At 68.2% G+C, this 16,210-nt stretch carries 18 protein-coding genes; 6 read left to right on the top strand and 12 right to left on the bottom strand.

Annotated elements, in window-relative coordinates; genetic code table 11:
* Window positions 1–12 precede the first annotated feature (12 nt).
* Both hpnE and AAG801_RS10370 read left to right on the top strand, forming a co-directional pair.
* Window positions 13–1,278 carry a hydroxysqualene dehydroxylase HpnE gene (gene hpnE / locus AAG801_RS10375; protein WP_341888312.1) on the top strand — a complete coding sequence of 422 codons (1,266 nt, stop codon included), beginning with the start codon at window positions 13–15 and terminating at the stop codon, window positions 1,276–1,278.
* Between the two features lie 4 nt (window positions 1,279–1,282).
* Entirely contained in the window at window positions 1,283–1,591 is a 309-nt protein-coding gene (locus AAG801_RS10370) for a hypothetical protein (RefSeq protein WP_341888311.1), read from the top strand.
* A gap of 15 nt (window positions 1,592–1,606) precedes the next feature.
* Here the strand turns inward: AAG801_RS10370 and AAG801_RS10365 are convergent, their stop codons facing one another.
* Entirely contained in the window at window positions 1,607–2,248 is a 642-nt protein-coding gene (locus AAG801_RS10365; protein WP_341888310.1) for a LysE family translocator, read from the bottom strand.
* 120 nt (window positions 2,249–2,368) lie between these two features.
* On the opposite strand from AAG801_RS10365, the gene AAG801_RS10360 reads away from it, so the two are divergent.
* A complete protein-coding gene (locus AAG801_RS10360; RefSeq protein ID WP_062475864.1) occupies window positions 2,369–2,674 on the top strand; it encodes an NIPSNAP family protein in 306 nt (101 codons plus the stop codon).
* A 12-nt stretch (window positions 2,675–2,686) separates the two neighbouring features.
* Here AAG801_RS10360 and AAG801_RS10355 read toward each other — a convergent pair whose 3' ends face one another.
* On the bottom strand, window positions 2,687–3,418 hold the full coding sequence (locus tag AAG801_RS10355) for an HAD-IA family hydrolase (RefSeq protein WP_099796711.1): 732 nt from the start codon (window positions 3,416–3,418) through the stop codon (window positions 2,687–2,689).
* A 15-nt stretch (window positions 3,419–3,433) separates the two neighbouring features.
* Between AAG801_RS10355 and hemH the strand changes: the two genes are divergently transcribed.
* Window positions 3,434–4,474 carry a ferrochelatase gene (gene hemH / locus AAG801_RS10350; RefSeq protein ID WP_341888309.1) on the top strand — a complete coding sequence of 347 codons (1,041 nt, stop codon included), beginning with the start codon at window positions 3,434–3,436 and terminating at the stop codon, window positions 4,472–4,474.
* Entirely contained in the window at window positions 4,471–5,322 is an 852-nt protein-coding gene (locus tag AAG801_RS10345; protein ID WP_341888308.1) for a class I SAM-dependent methyltransferase, read from the top strand. The genes hemH and AAG801_RS10345 overlap by 4 nt, the downstream gene beginning before the upstream one ends.
* A 6-nt stretch (window positions 5,323–5,328) precedes the next feature.
* Here the strand turns inward: AAG801_RS10345 and AAG801_RS10340 are convergent, their stop codons facing one another.
* The 10 genes from AAG801_RS10340 to AAG801_RS10295 all read right to left on the bottom strand — a co-directional run bounded on the left by AAG801_RS10340 (window position 5,329) and on the right by AAG801_RS10295 (window position 15,176).
* On the bottom strand, window positions 5,329–5,835 hold the full coding sequence (locus AAG801_RS10340; protein ID WP_341888307.1) for a DUF1993 domain-containing protein: 507 nt from the start codon (window positions 5,833–5,835) through the stop codon (window positions 5,329–5,331).
* A 52-nt stretch (window positions 5,836–5,887) separates the two neighbouring features.
* The gene (locus AAG801_RS10335) at window positions 5,888–6,760 is read right to left on the bottom strand and encodes an alpha/beta hydrolase (protein ID WP_099797515.1); all 873 of its coding nucleotides are present in this window, start codon (window positions 6,758–6,760) and stop codon (window positions 5,888–5,890) included.
* 23 nt (window positions 6,761–6,783) lie between these two features.
* Complete coding sequence (locus AAG801_RS10330) at window positions 6,784–7,851, bottom strand: branched-chain amino acid ABC transporter permease (RefSeq protein ID WP_101492918.1); 1,068 nt, start codon at window positions 7,849–7,851, stop codon at window positions 6,784–6,786.
* A gap of 13 nt (window positions 7,852–7,864) precedes the next feature.
* Complete coding sequence (locus AAG801_RS10325) at window positions 7,865–8,845, bottom strand: branched-chain amino acid ABC transporter permease (RefSeq protein WP_101492917.1); 981 nt, start codon at window positions 8,843–8,845, stop codon at window positions 7,865–7,867.
* On the bottom strand, window positions 8,842–9,570 hold the full coding sequence (locus AAG801_RS10320) for an ABC transporter ATP-binding protein (protein WP_192196499.1): 729 nt from the start codon (window positions 9,568–9,570) through the stop codon (window positions 8,842–8,844). Before AAG801_RS10320 ends, AAG801_RS10325 begins: the two co-directional genes overlap by 4 nt.
* Entirely contained in the window at window positions 9,567–10,331 is a 765-nt protein-coding gene (locus tag AAG801_RS10315) for an ABC transporter ATP-binding protein (protein ID WP_341888306.1), read from the bottom strand. The genes AAG801_RS10320 and AAG801_RS10315 overlap by 4 nt, the downstream gene beginning before the upstream one ends.
* A gap of 49 nt (window positions 10,332–10,380) precedes the next feature.
* Window positions 10,381–11,841, bottom strand: coding sequence for a hypothetical protein (locus AAG801_RS10310; RefSeq protein WP_341888305.1), 1,461 nt, complete (start codon window positions 11,839–11,841; stop codon window positions 10,381–10,383).
* A 174-nt stretch (window positions 11,842–12,015) separates the two neighbouring features.
* Entirely contained in the window at window positions 12,016–13,212 is a 1,197-nt protein-coding gene (locus tag AAG801_RS10305; RefSeq protein ID WP_341888304.1) for a substrate-binding domain-containing protein, read from the bottom strand.
* Window positions 13,213–13,368: 156 nt separating this feature from the next.
* Window positions 13,369–13,635, bottom strand: coding sequence for a hypothetical protein (locus AAG801_RS10300; protein ID WP_192196496.1), 267 nt, complete (start codon window positions 13,633–13,635; stop codon window positions 13,369–13,371).
* The gene (locus AAG801_RS10295; RefSeq protein ID WP_341888303.1) at window positions 13,632–15,176 is read right to left on the bottom strand and encodes a sigma 54-interacting transcriptional regulator; all 1,545 of its coding nucleotides are present in this window, start codon (window positions 15,174–15,176) and stop codon (window positions 13,632–13,634) included. Before AAG801_RS10295 ends, AAG801_RS10300 begins: the two co-directional genes overlap by 4 nt.
* A gap of 141 nt (window positions 15,177–15,317) precedes the next feature.
* Here AAG801_RS10295 and AAG801_RS10290 point away from each other — a divergent pair, with 141 nt between their 5' ends.
* Window positions 15,318–16,046 (top strand): CerR family C-terminal domain-containing protein, encoded by a 729-nt coding sequence (locus AAG801_RS10290; RefSeq protein WP_341888302.1) that lies wholly within the window; start codon window positions 15,318–15,320, stop codon window positions 16,044–16,046.
* Window positions 16,047–16,210: the final 164 nt, after the last annotated feature.

Here is a 16,210-nt window from a genome sequence, read left to right as displayed (position 1 = left end):
TCTTTCGTGCCGATGAGGCTCGCCGTCATCGGCGCCGGCTGGGCCGGCCTCGCCTGCGCCGTCGAGGCCACGCGCCTCGGCCACGCCGTCACCCTGTTCGAAGCCGCGCCGATGGCCGGCGGGCGCGCGCGGCGGGTCGACCACATGCATGGCATGGCGCTCGACAACGGCCAGCACATCCTGATCGGCGCCTACACCGCCACGCTGGCGCTCATGCGCGACGTGGGTGTGGACGTCGACACCGCCCTGCAGCGCCTGCCGCTCTCGCTGCGCTTTGCCGACGGCGGCGGGCTGCAGCTGCCCGCGGGCCGTCCGCCGCCGCTCGACCTGCTGATCGGCATCTTCACCGCGCGCGGCTGGAGTTGGCGCGACAAGGCCACGCTGCTGTCCACCGCCGTGCGCTGGCGCCTCGCAGGCTTTCGCTGCGCGCCCGGCACGAGCGTTGCCACGCTCTGCACCGGCCTCACGCCGCGCGTGATGCAGGAGCTGATCGAGCCGCTGTGCGTTTCGGCACTCAACACGCCGGTGTCGCAATCGAGCGGCCAGGTGTTCCTGCGCGTGCTGCACGACGCGCTGTTCAGCGGGCGCGGCGGTGCCGACTTGCTGCTGCCGCGCGTCGACCTGGGCGCGCTGCTGCCCGATGCCGCGCTGGCGTGGCTCGCCCAGCATGGCGCCACCACGCGCATCGGCCACCGCGTGCGCGCCATCGCGCCCGAAGGTGATCAGTGGCGCGTCGACGACGAACTCTTCGACCAGGCCGTGCTCGCGGGCGCCCCCTGGGACGCCGCGCGGCTCGCGCGTGCCACCGGCCTGCCCGCTGCGTCGCGCTGGTGCAACGTCACCGAATCGCTGCGCTTCGAGGCGATTGCCACGGTCTACGTGCGCGGCGCCGCGCCGCTGGCCGAGCCAATGCTCGCGCTGCGCAGCCAGCCGGGCAGCGCACCGGCCCAGTTCGTGTTCGACCGCGGCCAGCTCGGCGGACCGGCGGGCGTGCTCGCCTTCGTCGTGAGCGCCAACGAAACGCCGCGCGAGACGCTCGAGAAACAGGTGCTCGCCCAAGCCGGCGCGCAACTCGGTCAGCCGGGCCTCACGCCGATCCAGACCGTGGTCGAAAAACGCGCCACCTTCGCCTGCACGCCCGGCCTGGCACGTCCGCCGGCCACCATCGCGCCGGGGCTGCTGGCTTGCGGCGACTACACCGAAGGCCCTTACCCCGCCACGCTCGAAGGCGCCGTCCTCAACGGACTGGCCGTCGCGCGCGCGCTGGCCACACCGTGACCTCATGACCACGACCCTGCGTTACCTCGATTTCGACTACAGCGAAGACACCGAAGACCACGGCACCTTCGACGCCATGGCCTCGACCCAGCCCGAGCGCACGCCCGAGGTGGAAGCCGAGATCGATCTGGTGCTGGCCTGGGCCGAGACCACCTTCCCCGGCGCGCGCGGCGCGCTCGATGAAGGCGCGATGTGGGACTGCGACGTGCAGCGCACGCAGGAAGAGAACCCGCGCCTGGACACCCTCACGCTCTCGCTCAGCGGCACCGCCGATTTCTGCGCGGCGCTGCGCGAGCGCTTCGGGCTCGACTGAAAAGCGACGGCCGACTCAGGCCGTCTTGTTGCGCAGGCGCAGCAGACTCAACCCCAACAGCACGAAAGCACCGCCCGACACGCGGTTGAAAAGCTTGGCGCGCTTCGGGTTCGCGAACTGCTTCTTCAGCAGGCGCGCCAGCAGCACGTACGAGCCGTGCGCCAGCACCGAGCCGGCCGCGAAGGTCGTGGTGAGCACGGCGAACTGCGTGAGGATCGGCGCGTCGTGCGTGAGGAACTGCGGGAACAGCGCCGAGAAGAACAGGATGCCCTTGGGGTTGGTCAGCGCCACCGTCACGCCATGCCCGAACAGCCGGCGCGCAGAGCGCGAAGGCGCTGGTGCACCCGAAGGCTGCAGCTCGGCGAACACGCTCGTGCGGCTGCGCCATTGCCGGATGCCCAGGTACACGAGGTAGCCCGCGCCCGCCACCTTCAGCACCATAAAGGCCGTGGCCGAGGTGTTGAGCACCACGCCCAGTCCGCCCATCGCGGCGGCCGACACCAGGAAGAGCCCGCAGGCATTGCCCAGTGAACTGATCATCGCGCGGCGCGGACCGACGGTGATGGCGTTGGAGACCGCGAGCAGCACGGCCGGGCCGGGCGTGAAGGCGACGAGCAGAGTCACGCCGCAAAAGAGGAGCCAGGTGGAGAGATGCATGGGAGGAAATTCGCGCGGACGCGACGAAGAAAGCAGTGAAAGAAGGCAGCCGCAAAACTATAGTCCGGGCAGCCGCGCGCCGCTGAGGCCGTGCCGATAGTCCCTAGACCCCCGTCACCCATGATCACCTGCTACCTGCGCTACATCGTCGATCCCTTCAAGCTCAAGGAATTCGAGCACTACGGCAAGCTCTGGATTCCACTGGTCGAGAAGTTCGGCGGCCAGCACCACGGCTACTTCCTGCCGTCCGAAGGCGCGAACAACGTCGCGCTGGCGATGTTCAGCTTCCCCAGTCTGGCCGCGTACGAAACCTACCGCGCCGACTCGATGCAGGACGCCGACTGCCAGGCCGCCTTCCGCTACGCGGAGGAAACGCGCTGCATCGTCAGCTACGAGCGCAGCTTCTTCCGACCCGTGTTCCGCTGACCCGAAGAAAGCTCAGGCGCCCAGCGCGATGCACAGCGCGTGCAGGTTGGGCACGATCAGCTGCGGACGCGCGCCGTGTTCCCACGGGCGCTCGTCGCGCACCAGCCACGCGGCCTGCATGCCGGCGTTGAGCGCGCCCACCACGTCGAGCGCGGCATCGTCGCCCACGTGCAGCACGTCTTTGGGCAGCAGGCCGACCGAGGCCGCCGCGGCGCGGAAGATCGGTGCGTGCGGTTTGCCGCTGCCGAAGGCGCGCGCATTGAAGGCGGTGCGGAACCACCGACCGACGCCGGTCTTGTGGATGTCGGCGTTGCCGTTCGACACCGCCACCAGCGGGTAGCGCTCGCTGAGCCACTTGAGCGCCGGCAGCGCGTCGTCATACAGCGTGACGCGCTGGCGCTCTTCAAAGAAAGCATCGAAGGCCGGGTCGGCCAGCGCCGGGTCTTCGCCCGCGCGCGTGAGCGCCGTGCGGATCGACTCGCGGCGCAGCGCGCTCAGGTCGTGCGCGAGGTCGGAGCGCTCCTTGGCGGTGGCTTCGCGCAGTTCGCGCAGCACGCCCGGCGTGAGCAGCAGCGAGGCCGTCTTGGGCGCCTCGCGCAACAGCCATTCGTGCAGCACGCGCTCGGCGCGTTCGATGGTCGGCCAGATCGGCCACAGCGTGTCGTCGAGGTCGAGCGAGATCGCCGAAATGCGCGAGATGTCGAGCGGCGTGGCGCCGCCGGGCGCCGGGGAAGCGGAAGTCATGCCCGAGAATATCGCATGCCTCTCGCCCCCCAAGACAGTCAGAACAGCAAGAACGACCGCACCGCCGTGCTCTGGTGCAACCTCGGTTCGCCCGATGCACCCACCGCCGCCGCGGTGCGCCCCTACCTCGCCGACTTCCTGGGCGACCCGCGCGTGGTCGAGATTCCCAAGGTGCTGTGGGCGCTGATCCTGCACGGCATCATCCTGCGCACGCGGCCCGCGAAATCGGCCGCGAAGTACGCGAGCATCTGGCTGCCCGAGGGCTCGCCGCTCAAGGTCTGGACGCAGAAGCAGGCCACCCTGCTGGCCGGCTGGCTCGGCGAACGCGGCCACCGCGTGACGGTGCGCGACGCGATGCGCTACGCCAACCCGTCGATTGCCTCGCGGCTCGATGCGCTGCAAGCCGAGGGCGCGACGCGCGTACTGGTGCTGCAGGCCTACCCGCAGTATTCGGCCACGACCACCGCGAGCGTGATCGATGCGGTGAACGACTGGAGCCGCAAGCAACGCCGCATTCCCGAATTCCGCTTCGTCAACCAGTACCACGACGACCCCGCCTACATCGAAGCGCTCGCGCAAGGCATCGAGAAGCACTGGACGACCGAAGGCCGCGGCGAGCTGCTGGTGATGAGCTTCCACGGCATTCCCGCGCGCAACATCGCGCTCGGCGATCCCTACGAGGCGCAGTGCCTCGAGACCGCACGCCTGCTCGCGGCGCGGCTGGGCCTGTCGTCCCCGCAGTACCGCACGACCTTCCAGTCGCGCTTCGGCCGCGCCAAGTGGCTGGAGCCCTACACCGAGCCGACATTGCACGAACTCGGCGCGAGCGGCGTGAAGCACGTCGACGTGGTGTGCCCGGGCTTTCCGGCCGACTGCCTCGAAACACTCGAAGAGATCGCGATGGAAGGCCGCGAAGCCTTCCTGCACGCGGGCGGCGAGCGCTTCGGCTACATCCCCTGCCTCAACGACAGCCCGGCGTGGATCACCGCACTCACGGGCATTGCCGAACGCCACCTGGCGGGCTGGCCGACCCGACAAGACACGACCACACCATGAAGAAAGACCTGCACGAAGCCAACCGCCAGTCGTGGAACGCGGCCACGGTCGCGCACAACAGCCACAAGGGCGACCAGGCCGCCTTCTTCCGCGCGGGCGGCTCCACGCTGTTCCCAGAAGAGAGCGCCCTGCTCGGCGACGTGAACGGCCTCTCGGTGCTGCACCTGCAGTGCAACGCGGGGCAAGACAGCCTGAGCATCGCGCGCCGTGGTGCACGCGTGACCGGTGTCGACATCTCCGACGAAGCCATCGACTTCGCTACCAAACTTTCGACCGACTCGGGCGTTGCCGCGCGCTTCGAACGCGCGGACGTCTACGACTACTTCGAGGCCGCTGCCGCACGCAACGAGCGCCACGACCTCGTGTTCTGTTCGTACGGCACGCTGTGCTGGCTGTCCGACCTCGGTGCCTGGGCGCGCGGCGTGGCACAGCTGCTGAAACCCGGCGGGCGCTTCGTGATCGTCGAGTTCCACCCGTTCGCGCTGGTGTTCGATCCGCAGTGGAAGTTTCACTACGACTACTTCAACGACGCGCCCGTGCCCGAGGAAGGCGTAGGCGACTACGTGGCCGAGTCGGGCGATGGCCTCGTGCCGGACGACCGCCCCATGCCCGGCGTGCAGGGCTTTCGCAACCCGCACCCGAGCTTCGAGTTCACCTGGGGCGTGGGCCAGGTGACGACCGCGCTCGCGCAGGCGGGCCTGGCCATCGAGCGCTTCGAGGAGTACCCGTATACCAACGGCTGGAAGCCCTTCGAGGGCATGCGCGACATGGGCGGGCGCCGCATGGCCCCGCCCGAAGGCATGCCGCGCATTCCGCTGATGTACGGGCTGGCGGCACGCCGCGCCTGAACGAACTCAGAAGCGACCGAGATAGTCCATCTTGCCGACGGGTACGCCCTTGTGGCGCAGCACGTCGTAGGCGGTGGTCACGTGGAAGAAGAAGTTCGGCAGCGCGAACTGCAGCAGGTAGCGCTGCGCGGTGAAGTGCGCTTCGCCTTCGCGCGCCTTGATGGTCACGGGGCGTTCTTCCTGGCCGTCGATGAGCGCACGGTCCACGGTCGCCAGAAAGTCCTGCGTCTTCGCGATGCGCGCCAGCAGATCGTCCCAGGTCTTTTCCTCGTCGGGAAAGCTCGGCGCGGTGATGCCCGCGATGCGCGCCGTGCCCAGCTTCGAGGCGTCGCTCGCGCGCTGGATCTGGCCGGCCAGCGTGAGCATGTCGGGCGCGAGGCGCGCGTCGACCAGCGTCGCCGGATCAATGCCCTGGGCCTTCGCATGCGCGAGGCCTTTGTCGAGCAGGTGGGTCAGCTGGCCGAGTCCGCGCGTGAAAACCGGCACGGACAGGTCGTACATCGAGAGGGCCATGGCGAGGTGGTCTTGGAGTTGAAGTCGGCCGGATTGTGATCCGGCCGTGCCTTCAACGACCGGCCGCGCGAATAAACCCTTCGATCGGGTCCAGTTGCTCCGCCACGTTGAGCGCGGGCGCGTGGCCGCAGCCCGCAACCTCGATCACCTGCAGGCGCCCGGCCGCGCCCGGCCCGCGCCGGTGCATCTCGTCGATCACCTCGGGCAGCACCAGGTCGGACTCGGCGCCGCGCAGGCACAGCACCGGCGCCTCGATCACGTCGTAGTGCGGCCAGATCAGGTAGTCGTTGTCGTGCGCGCTGAACTGCTTGACCATCGCCGGGTCGTAGTGCGGCGTGACGCGGCCGTCGGCCAGGCGGCGCGTGGAGCTTTCGGTCAAGCGGCGCCACTGCGCATCGCTGAGCCAGCCGTAGGGCTTGTAGACCGTGCGGAAAAAAGCCTCGAGTTCGGCCACGGTGTCGAAGGCCGGCGGGTCACCGGCATAGGCGCGGATGCGCTCGATGGCGGCCTGCGCGAGCTGCGGTGCGTTGTCGTTGAGCGTGAGGCTGGCGATGCGCGCCTTCATGCGCGGCTCGAACAGGCCCGACGCGCAGACCGTGCCGATCGCGCCGCCCATCGACGTGCCCACCCAGTGCACGCGGCCCAGCCGCAGCTCGTCGCACAGCGCGTTGGCCAGGCGTGCGTAGAACGCGAGCGTGTATTCGTCGTCGGGCGCGGGGCTCCACTGGCTCAGGCCACGCCCCAGGGTGTCGGGGCAGATCACGCGGAAGCCGCGCGCCGCGAAGTGCTGCGCCAGTTCGTCCATGTCGCGGCTGGTGCGCGCCAGGCCGTGCCAGGCGATGACGACGGGCGCGTTGGCGGCGCCCCAATCGAGCCAGTGGATTTCACGGCCGCAGAGCTGGGCGTAGTGCGATGTCGGCGTCATGGTGCTGTTGTTATTGCCGTCATTCATTTCGCCGCCCTCGCCCTCAGCTTGCCGACGATGCCGGTCGGAAAGTAGTACACCGACAGCACGAACAGCACGCCCAGCCACAGCAGCCAGCGGTCGGGCGACAGCAGCGCCGCGAGCCACGGCAGGCCGCTGGCGGCTTCGCTGCCCATGCGCAGCAGGTCCTGCAGGTAGCTCTGCGCCACCACGAACAGCACCGCGCCGATGGCGGCGCCGTAGATCGTGCCCATGCCGCCGATCACCACGATGAGCAGCACGTCGATCATGATCTCGAAGCTCAGCGAGGTGTCGGGTCCGTTGTAGCGCAGCCAGATGGCGAGCATCGCGCCGGCCAGCGTGGCGAACAGTGCCGACAGCACGGCCGCTGTGGTGCGGTACACCACCACGCGGTAGCCGATGGCCTCGGCACGGAACTCGTTCTCGCGGATGGCCTGCAGCACGCGGCCGAAGGGCGAGTTCACGATGCGCAGCATCGCCAGCACCAGCACCACCGCCGCCACGAACAACAGGTAGTAGCACAGCAGCCGCCCGTCGAGCGAGACGCCGAGGAACGGCTCTTCGGCGAACTCGAAGCTCGGCGAGATCAGCTCGGGCAGCTTGAAGGTCAGGCCGTCTTCGCCGCCGGTGAAGTCCGACAGCTGCGAGGCCAGCGTCTGGAACGCCGAGGCCACGGCCAGCGTGATCATCGCGAAGAAGATCGCACGCACCCGCAGCGAGAACAAGCCGATGGCCAGCGAGAGCACCAGCGAGATGGCGAGCGACGCGCCCAGCCCCACCAGCACCGCGCCCCAGTTGGGCCCGAGCCGCGAGGCCGAGATGGCGATGCCGTAGGCGCCGATGCCGAAGAACATCGTGTGCGCGAAGCTCACGATGCCGGTGTAGCCCAAGAGCAGGTCGAAGCTCGCGACCAGCACCACGAACACCAGGATCTTGGCCGCGACGCTCAGCGCCTTCACGCCCGGGAACAGGAACGGCGCGAACGCCAGCGCCAGGAACAGCGCCACCAGCAGCAGCGCCAACAGGCGGCTGCGCGGCATGTCGTTGGAGAGAAGTCGTTTCAGGAACATGACGGCTTTCTCCTCAACGGTTCGCCACGGGGTATACGCCCTGCGGGCGCCACAGCAGCACGGCCACCATGAGGAAGATGCTCGCGAACTGCGTGAGCGTGGGCAGCAGGAAGCCGATGTAGTTGGTCATGAGCCCCACCAGCAGCGCGCCGAGCAGCGCCCCGCCGGTCGAGCCCAGCCCGCCGATGATGATCACGATGAAGATCAGCACGTTGACCTGCGCGCCCATCTGCGGCACCAGGTTCTGCTGGAACAGCCCCCACATCACGCCGCCCAGACCAGCCAGCGCACTGCCCACCACGAACACGCCGACGAAGAGCCGGCCGATTCGGTAGCCCAGCGACTCGACCATCTCGCGGTCTTGCACGCCGGCGCGGATGAGCAGGCCGATCTTGGTGCGGCCCAGCGTCCAGGCGAGCACGCCGAACACCACCACGCCGACCGCAACGGCGAGCAGCCGGTACTTGCTGATGGCGGCATCGCCGATCAGCAGCGAGCCGCGCAGCGCCTCGGGCAGCGGCAGCGGAATCTGCGCCGGGCCCCAGATCACCTTGATGAGCTCCTCGCCGATGATCATGCCGCCCATCGTGATGAGGATCTGCTTCAGGTGCTGGCCGTACACCGGCCGCACGATGAAGCGCTCGAAGGCCAGGCCGATGGCGCCGGCCACCGCCATCGCGGCCAGCATGGCCGGGAACACGGCCACGAGGTTGCGCCACAGCTCGCCCGAGCCGGTCCAGTCGCCCATGAGGCCGAGCACGCTGCTGGCCACGAAGGCGCCCAGCGCAATGAACACGCCGTGGCCGAAGTTGAGCACGTCCATCAGGCCGAACACCAGCGTGAGGCCCGAGGCGATGATGAAGATGATCATGCCCATCGCCAGGCCCGCCACCGTGAGCGTGAGCCAGGTCGAGAACGAGCCCGTGAGCGGCAGCGCGACGAGCGCGAGAACGGGGGCGAGAAGCAGTGGCTTCCAGTCGAAGTCGAGTTTCATAGGGCAAGTCCGAGCAGCGATTGCTGCAGTTGCGCATCGGCGGAAAACGCGGCCATCGAGCCGCTGTGCACCACGCGGCCGTTGTCCATCACCGCGACGGTGTCGCCCAGGCGCTGGGCGAAGTGGATGTTCTGTTCGACCAGCAGGATCGTCACGCCGCTGCGCTTGAGCTCGCCGAAGGCTTCGATCATGTTGTTGATCATCACGGGCGCCAGGCCCTTGCTCGGCTCGTCGATGATGAGCAGCTGGCGCGGCTCGACGATGGCGCGCGACACGGCCAGCATCTGCTTTTGCCCGCCCGACAGCTTGCCGGCCGGGTGGTTCCAGAATTTCTCGACCGCGGGGAAGAGCTTGAAGATCCACTTCAGGCGCGTGTCGTCGATGGCGTCGGCGTTCTTCGCGCCGCGCGCGGCCAGCACCATGTTCTCCTTCACCGTGAGGTCGGAAAAGATGCCCATGTTCTCGGGCACGTAGGCCACGCCGAGTCCGGCGATCTGCGGCGTGTGCATGGCCGTGATGTCCTTGCCGTCGAACTGCACCCTGCCCTGCGACGCATGCCACAGGCCCATGATGGTTCGCAGCGTGGTGGTCTTGCCCGCGCCGTTGCGGCCCAGCAGCATGGTGAGCTGGCCCCTGGGCACGGCCAGGTCGACGCCGTGCAGGATGTGGTACGCCCCGATGTGCGTCTGCACGCCTTCGAGGGTCAACAGGTTGTCGGCACTCATGCGGCCTCCTTCGCGATGCCCAGGTAGGCCTCTTGCACCACGGGCGAGGCGATCATCTCGGCCGGTTCGCCGTCTGCCACGAGCGTGCCGTTGTGCAGCACGATGATGCGGTCCGCGAGTTCGCGCACCACGTCCATCTTGTGTTCGACCAGCAGGATGGTCTTGGTCTTGTCCTGCTTGAGCTTGCGGATCAGGTCGAGGATGACGGGTGCCTCGGCCGCGTGCATGCCGGCCGTGGGCTCGTCGAACATGAAGACCTTGGGCTCGAGCGCCATCAGCAGCGCCACCTCGAGCTTGCGCTGGTCGCCGTGCGGCAGGCTGGCCACCGTGGCGTGGGCGCGCGGCTCCAGCGCCACGTCGGTCAGGATCTGGTCGGCGCGTTCGGTCAGCGCCTTGTGGTCGCTCCAGATGCTCCACAGGTTGAGCCCGTGGCGGTGCGCGCCGGCACGCGTGGCCTGCACGGCGAGCCGCACGTTCTCCAGCACCGTGAGGTTCGGGAACAGGTTGGTGAGCTGGAACGCGCGGCCCAGCCCGGCGTGCGTGCGCGCCGACGGCGACAGGTGCGACAACGGTTGCCCGTCGAGCGACACCGTGCCGGCCGTGGCCTTGAGCTGCCCGGAGATCAGGTTGAAGTAAGTGGTCTTGCCCGCGCCGTTGGGGCCGACGATGGCCGTCAGCGTGCCTGGCGCGAATGCGCAGCTCACGCTGTTGACGGCCACGTGCCCTCCGAAGCGGATGGTCAGATCCCGGGTCTCAAGCATTGTGAAAAGGTCCTTGCGAATCGAAAAAATCAGTGCTCGGTGAGCGGCCTCAACAGGTGCCGATCACGTAGTAGTTGGTGCCCGTCTGCTTCAGCGTGGTCATGGCGTAGATGTTCCACAGGCCCATCGACTGGCCCGAGCCGTTGGCATAGGTCAGGCCCCACAGCGCATAGGCGCGCCCGGCGATGGTGTGCGTGTAGTTGCTCGCGGTGTAGCACGTGCCCCCACCGCCACCCGAACCCGCCGTGGTCGCGCCCGTGGCGGCCGCCGACATCGCGCCCTCGACGTTGCTCGCGTTCAGTGCGGCCACGGTCCAGCTGTAGGTGGTCGACGCGGCCAGGCCGGTGTCGGTGTAGCTGGTGCCGGCCACCGGCGAGGCGTTGACCTTGCTGCCGCCGCGGTACACGTTGTAGCCACTGGCACCCGAGACGCCGGCCCAGCCGATGACCATGCTGCTGCTGGTCGCGCCCGAGGTGCCCACGCCCGTGGGTGCCGGCAACCCGCCGCCGCCGGCCGAACCGGTCACGCGGTCGATCATCGCCTTCATGGCGGCCATCTGCGGACCCGACTTCTTGGCGTAGTTGGCGCTGTCGTAGCCCCACCAGTCCCAGCAGCTGTTGGTGGCCGCGGTGCTGGTCTGCGGGTAGATCAGGATGATGTTGTTGGTGTCGGCCCAGCGGTTGTAGCCCGTCTTCTTGACGTACTGGTCGCTCACGTCGGTGTAGTTCTGCTTGCAGCCGTGCAGCACCAGGTGCACGCGGCACGAGGTGGTGGTGCAGGCCTGCGGCACGTAGAGCCAGCCGGTGGCGGCCACGCCGTGGCCGGTGACGAACTCCGACTGGTTGAACTCGGTGAAGGTGCCGCCGAGCGTGCCGTTGTTGCGCGGGTTCAGCGGGCCGTACAGCTGCGTGAGGATCTCGCCCGCGAGATCGAAGCCGCAGTTGTTGATGTACGGCGCGGCCGTGGTGCTGCAGGCGCCGCCGTAGTCGTCGGTGACCATCGCGTGGCCCGCGCCGAGGTTGTTCTTGTAGACCGTGTTGGCGGCCGGCACGAAGCTCTGGTAATAGGTCTTCAGGTCGTCCATCACCGGCTGCTTGACGGTGTTGTCGGAGGTGCCCGAGAACAGGTACACCTTGGAGTTGGTGAGGTTCGACACCGGGTCGATCGCACCGCTGGCGGCCCAGCTGTTGGTGGTGCTCACGAGCGTCGACACCGGAATGCTGGTGCTGTGCGTCATGCAGCGCCCGGTGGCATTGAGCACCGAGCCTTCGGCGCAGTAGTACGGACCGCCGGCAACGACGCCCGCGCCGCGCTTGAAGGTGGCCGAATACGCCACGTGCAGTTGCACCGCCATGAAGCCGCCGGCCGACAGGCCGGACACGCTCACCTCCGCCGGATTGGCGCCGAGCGCCGGCAGCGGCACGGCCGCTGTAGCGGCCTGCACCGCCGCCGTGATCACCGCTGCTGCGGCAAACCCCTTCCACATCGCATTTCTTCGCATCGCTGGCATCGCTGTCTCCTATTGGTTTATGTATCGAACGCTTGCTTGCAGACTGACGAATCGACCGTGGAGCACGCCGGCGTGCGCGGACGCAGGCTGGCGCTTCGCCCGGCGGCCATCCGGGGCGAAAGGGGGCGGCGCCTGCATGCGCGCCGCGGGTTCAGGGGGCGATCAGCGCCGTGTTCAGCGCTTGTTCTTGATGGGGATGTCCATCTCTTCGGGCTTGATCTCGTGCACCAGCTCCGGTACGCCCCACGCGAAGGCGGGGTCGGCCTTGATCTTGAAGTGGTACATCGACTGCATCGCCTGATGGTCTTCCTTTCGGAAGGTCATCTTGCCCTTGGGCGTGTCGAAGCTCATGCCTTCCATGGTGCTGATGAGCTTGTTGGTGTTGGTGTCGCCGTTGGTCTTCTTCAGCGCCGTCACCACCGCCATCGCGGCCGAGAAACCGCCGGCCGTGAAGAAGTCCGGCGGCGTCTTGAATTCCTTGTAGTGGGCCGCGACCAGCGCCTCGTTCACCGGGTTCTTCGGAATGCCGAAGTAGTAGTAGGCCGCGCCTTCCATGCCCGGCAGCGACTTGTAGGCCGCCATCGCCGGCAGGATGTTGCCGCCGGTGGCGATCTCGATGCCGTAGCGCTTCAGGTCGAGGTCGACGATCTTGAACGGGTTGCCCGCGCCGGCCCAGACGATCCAGATGATCTTGCGGCCCGGCTGGTCCTTCAGCTTGTCGATCAGGCGCTGCGCGCCGGCCGTGAAGTCGGTGGTCGTGGGCGGCAGGTATTCCTCGTGCGCGAGCTTGGCTTTCTTCAGCGCGGCGCCGAAGGCCTTCACGCCGTCGCGGCCGAAGGCGTTGTCTTGTGCGAGCGTGGCGACGGTGACGCCGGCCTTGTCGATGGCCACGGCGTTGGAGATGGCGTCCTGGCTCGAGTTGCGGCCGGTGCGGAAGATGTACTTGTTCCACTTGTCGCCGGTGATCGAGTCGGCCACGGCGGGCTCGACGATCAGGATCTTCTTGTACTCCTCGGCCACCGGCAGCATGGCCAGTGCCACGCCCGAAGCGGTCGGGCCGACCGCGAGCGCGGCCTTGTCGTCGGAGTACGCGGCGGCCAGCAGCGACTTGCCCAGGTCGGGCTTGCCCTGGTCGTCCTTCTCGAGGACCACGAGCTTCTTGCCGTTGACCATCATCGTGCCGCCGGTGGCGTAGTTCAGGCCCATCATCAGGCCGGTCTGGGTCTGCTTGCCGTAGGCCTCCAGCGCGCCGGTCTTGCTGTAGACGTGGGCGATGCGGATCTCGTTCGATTGGGCCCAGGCGGGCAGGGTTGCGGCGGTGGCGCCCAGGGCGGCTAGGGCGGCTAGGGCGATGAGGTGGCGACGGTGCATGTCTTGTCTCCTGATAAAGGTGACTGAATATTGCACAGTTCGTGCCACCCACCTAAGCCATTGATAACAAAGGCTTCCTCATTCGGGCGCAACCGGTTTCGCCTGATTTCAGTGCATTCGTGTTGTCTTGTTTTCAGACAACTGTCTTTTAATCAGTCAGGGTTTCCCAGCAGAGTCGCGGCGCGCCGCGAGCCAGCCTTCGAACTCGCGCTCCGCCTGCATCCGCAGCGCGTTGCGCGTGTGGTTGCACACCGCATGCGCGAGCCGCCGGTGCTTCTGCTGGCGCACGCCGCCCAGCGTGGCGTCGAGCAGGTGTTCGATGGTGGCCGACTCGGGGCGCCCGTGCGGCTCGTCGAAATCCATCGGCAGGCCGCACCAGTGGCAGTTCGGGCCGAAGGTGGAACGCAACGCCTTCACGCTCATGACAAGCCCATCCCGGTCATGCGCTCGTACAACGTGGCGCGCGAGATGCCGAGCAGCCGCGAGGTCGCGAGCTTGTTGCCGGCGGTGCTTTCGAGCGCGGCGGCGATCGCCTTGCGTTCCAGCTCGGCCACCTGCTGCGACAGCGGGCGCAGCAGCGCGGCCTCCTGGTCCACGTCGCGCAGGCTGTGCGAGGTGTCGGGCGCTTCGATCTGTTCCAGCCCTGCCTCGCGCAGGATGCGTTCGAGCTGGGCCGCATCGATGCGCTGCGAGTCGCTGCGCATCGTCACCTGCTCCAGCACGTTGCGCAGCTCGCGGATGTTGCCGCGCCAGTGCTGGCCGGCCAGCAGCGCGAGCGCATCGGGTGTGAGCTCGGGCGGCGCCTCGCCGCTACGCAGCGCCATGTCTTCGCCCAGCGCTTCGACCAGCGCCGGGATGTCGCTGCGCCGCTCGCGCAGCGGTGGCACGCGCAGCGGCAGCACGTTGAGGCGGTAATACAGGTCTTCGCGGAACAGGCCGCGCCGCACCAGCTCGGGCAGGTCGCGCGAGGTGGCGGCGATCACGCGCGCGTCGAAGGGAATCAGCTTGTTGGAGCCCAGCGGCTCGATCTCGCCTTCCTGCAACGCGCGCAACAGCTTGGCCTGCAGGCCCAGCGGCATGTCGCCGATTTCGTCGAGGAACAGGCTGCCGCCGTCGGCCAGCTTGAACTTGCCTTCGCGCCCTCGCTTGTCGGCACCGGTGAACGCGCCGGGGGCGAAGCCGAAGAACTCGGCCTCGAGCAGCGTGTCGGGCACGGCCGCGATGTTGACGCTGACGAACTGGCCCTTGGCGCGCGTGGACGACGCATGGATCGCATGCGCCAGCAATTCCTTGCCGGTGCCGGTCTCGCCGAGCAACAGCACCGGGCTGGTGGACTGCGCGGCGCGGCGCGCATGGCGCTTCACCTCCACGGCCGCCGGGCTGCTGCCGATGAAGCTCGCGAAGGTGTACTTGGAACGGCGTTGGCCGTCGGGCGCGTGCTGGTAGAGCGGGTTGTTGCGCTGGCTGGCCAGCTCGCGCCGCGCGTCGTCGAGGTCGCGCTGCAGCAGCGCGAACTTGCTGATGAGCGGCTGCAGCGTGGTCTCGGGCTGGTCGAACAGCACGATGCCGATGGCGCCGATCACTTCGCCCAGGCCCCGGTCGCCGTCTTCACGCTCCTCGCGCAGCGGGATGCGGCTCACGACGAAGGTGCCGGCCTTGTTGGTCAGCAGGTCGATGAGGATCGGCTCGCCCGTGTCGAGTACGCGGCGCATCATGGTGTTGGGAATCACGTCCTCGACCATGTGCCCCATGAACTCGTCGATGGACGAGAAGCCCAGCGCCGGCAGGAAGCGCCTGTAGCCCTCGTTCACCCAGACGATGCGCCCGCTGCGGTCGACCAGGAACATGCCCTGGCTGATGCTCGAAAACAAATGAAACATCGAGCGCGCGGCGAGCGCGAGGATGCCTTCGGCGTCCAGGGGCAAGGCGGGCGGCGGTGCGGCGGCGGAGGGAGCAACGGGCATGCGCGGATCGTACTGTGTGCGGCGCCCTCCCCTGCGCGGGGCCGGACCTCGCTCACCCCCGACATGCAACCAAAAACAAAAGCCTTCAGCAAGCCTTAAGTAAATCAATCGTTTGATTTCGACCGTGCTCTAATCGCGCCGATGAACGCCCGAGACCCCCTCACGCCAGCGCCCACGCCGGCCCTCACGCCGCCCCCGCGCCGCGCGCCCCGCAGCGACGGCGCCGAGGCGCGCCACCGCCTGCTGCACACCGCGCTGCGGCTGTTCGCCCAGAACGGTTTCGCCAAGACCTCGATCCGCGAAATCGCGCGCGAGGCCGGCGTGAACGTGTCGGCCATCAGCTACTACTTCGGCGACAAGGAGGGGCTGTACTCCGCCACCTTCAACGAACCGATGGGCAGCGATTCGAACGACCTCGTGGCCGCCTGCAACGTGCCCGGCCAGTCGCTCGAGGACACGCTGCGCATCTGCATGGTGGCCATGATCGATCCGCTCAAGCAGGGCGAGATCGTGCGCCAGTGCATCCAGCTGCACATGCGCGAGATGCTGGAGCCCACCAGCCAGTGGGCCAAGGAGCTGGAGCGCGACATCAAGGGGCCGCACCGCGCCATCGTTGAACTGCTGTGCCGGCACCTGCAGATGGCGCGCGCCGACGACGACATCCACCGCCTGACCTTCGCGATCACGGGGCTGTCGATGCAGCTGTACGTGAGCCAGGATTTCATCGAGGCCCTGCGCCCGTCGCTGCTGCGCACGCCGCGCGCGATCGACACCTGGGCCGACCGGCTCACGGGCTACGCGATGGCGCTGGTCCAGGCCGAAACCGCACGCCGCCGCCAGGTGGCCGCCGAGCAAAGAAAGAAGCCATGAGACGACTCCGACGGATTGCCCTTGTTCTGAGCCTGCCGCTGGGCCTCGGCCTGGCAGGCTGCGGCCTCACGCGCCCGCCCGCCTCGGTGCAGGCGCCCTTCCCCGCCCAGTGGCACGCGCCCCTGCCGCACGGCGGCTCGCTCACCGCGCTGGCCGACTGGTGG

It is taken from the genome of Variovorax sp. YR752, from assembly GCF_943372545.1.
Note: the sequence above shows the minus strand (reverse complement) of the source record. Positions and strands in the feature narration are given on the sequence as shown.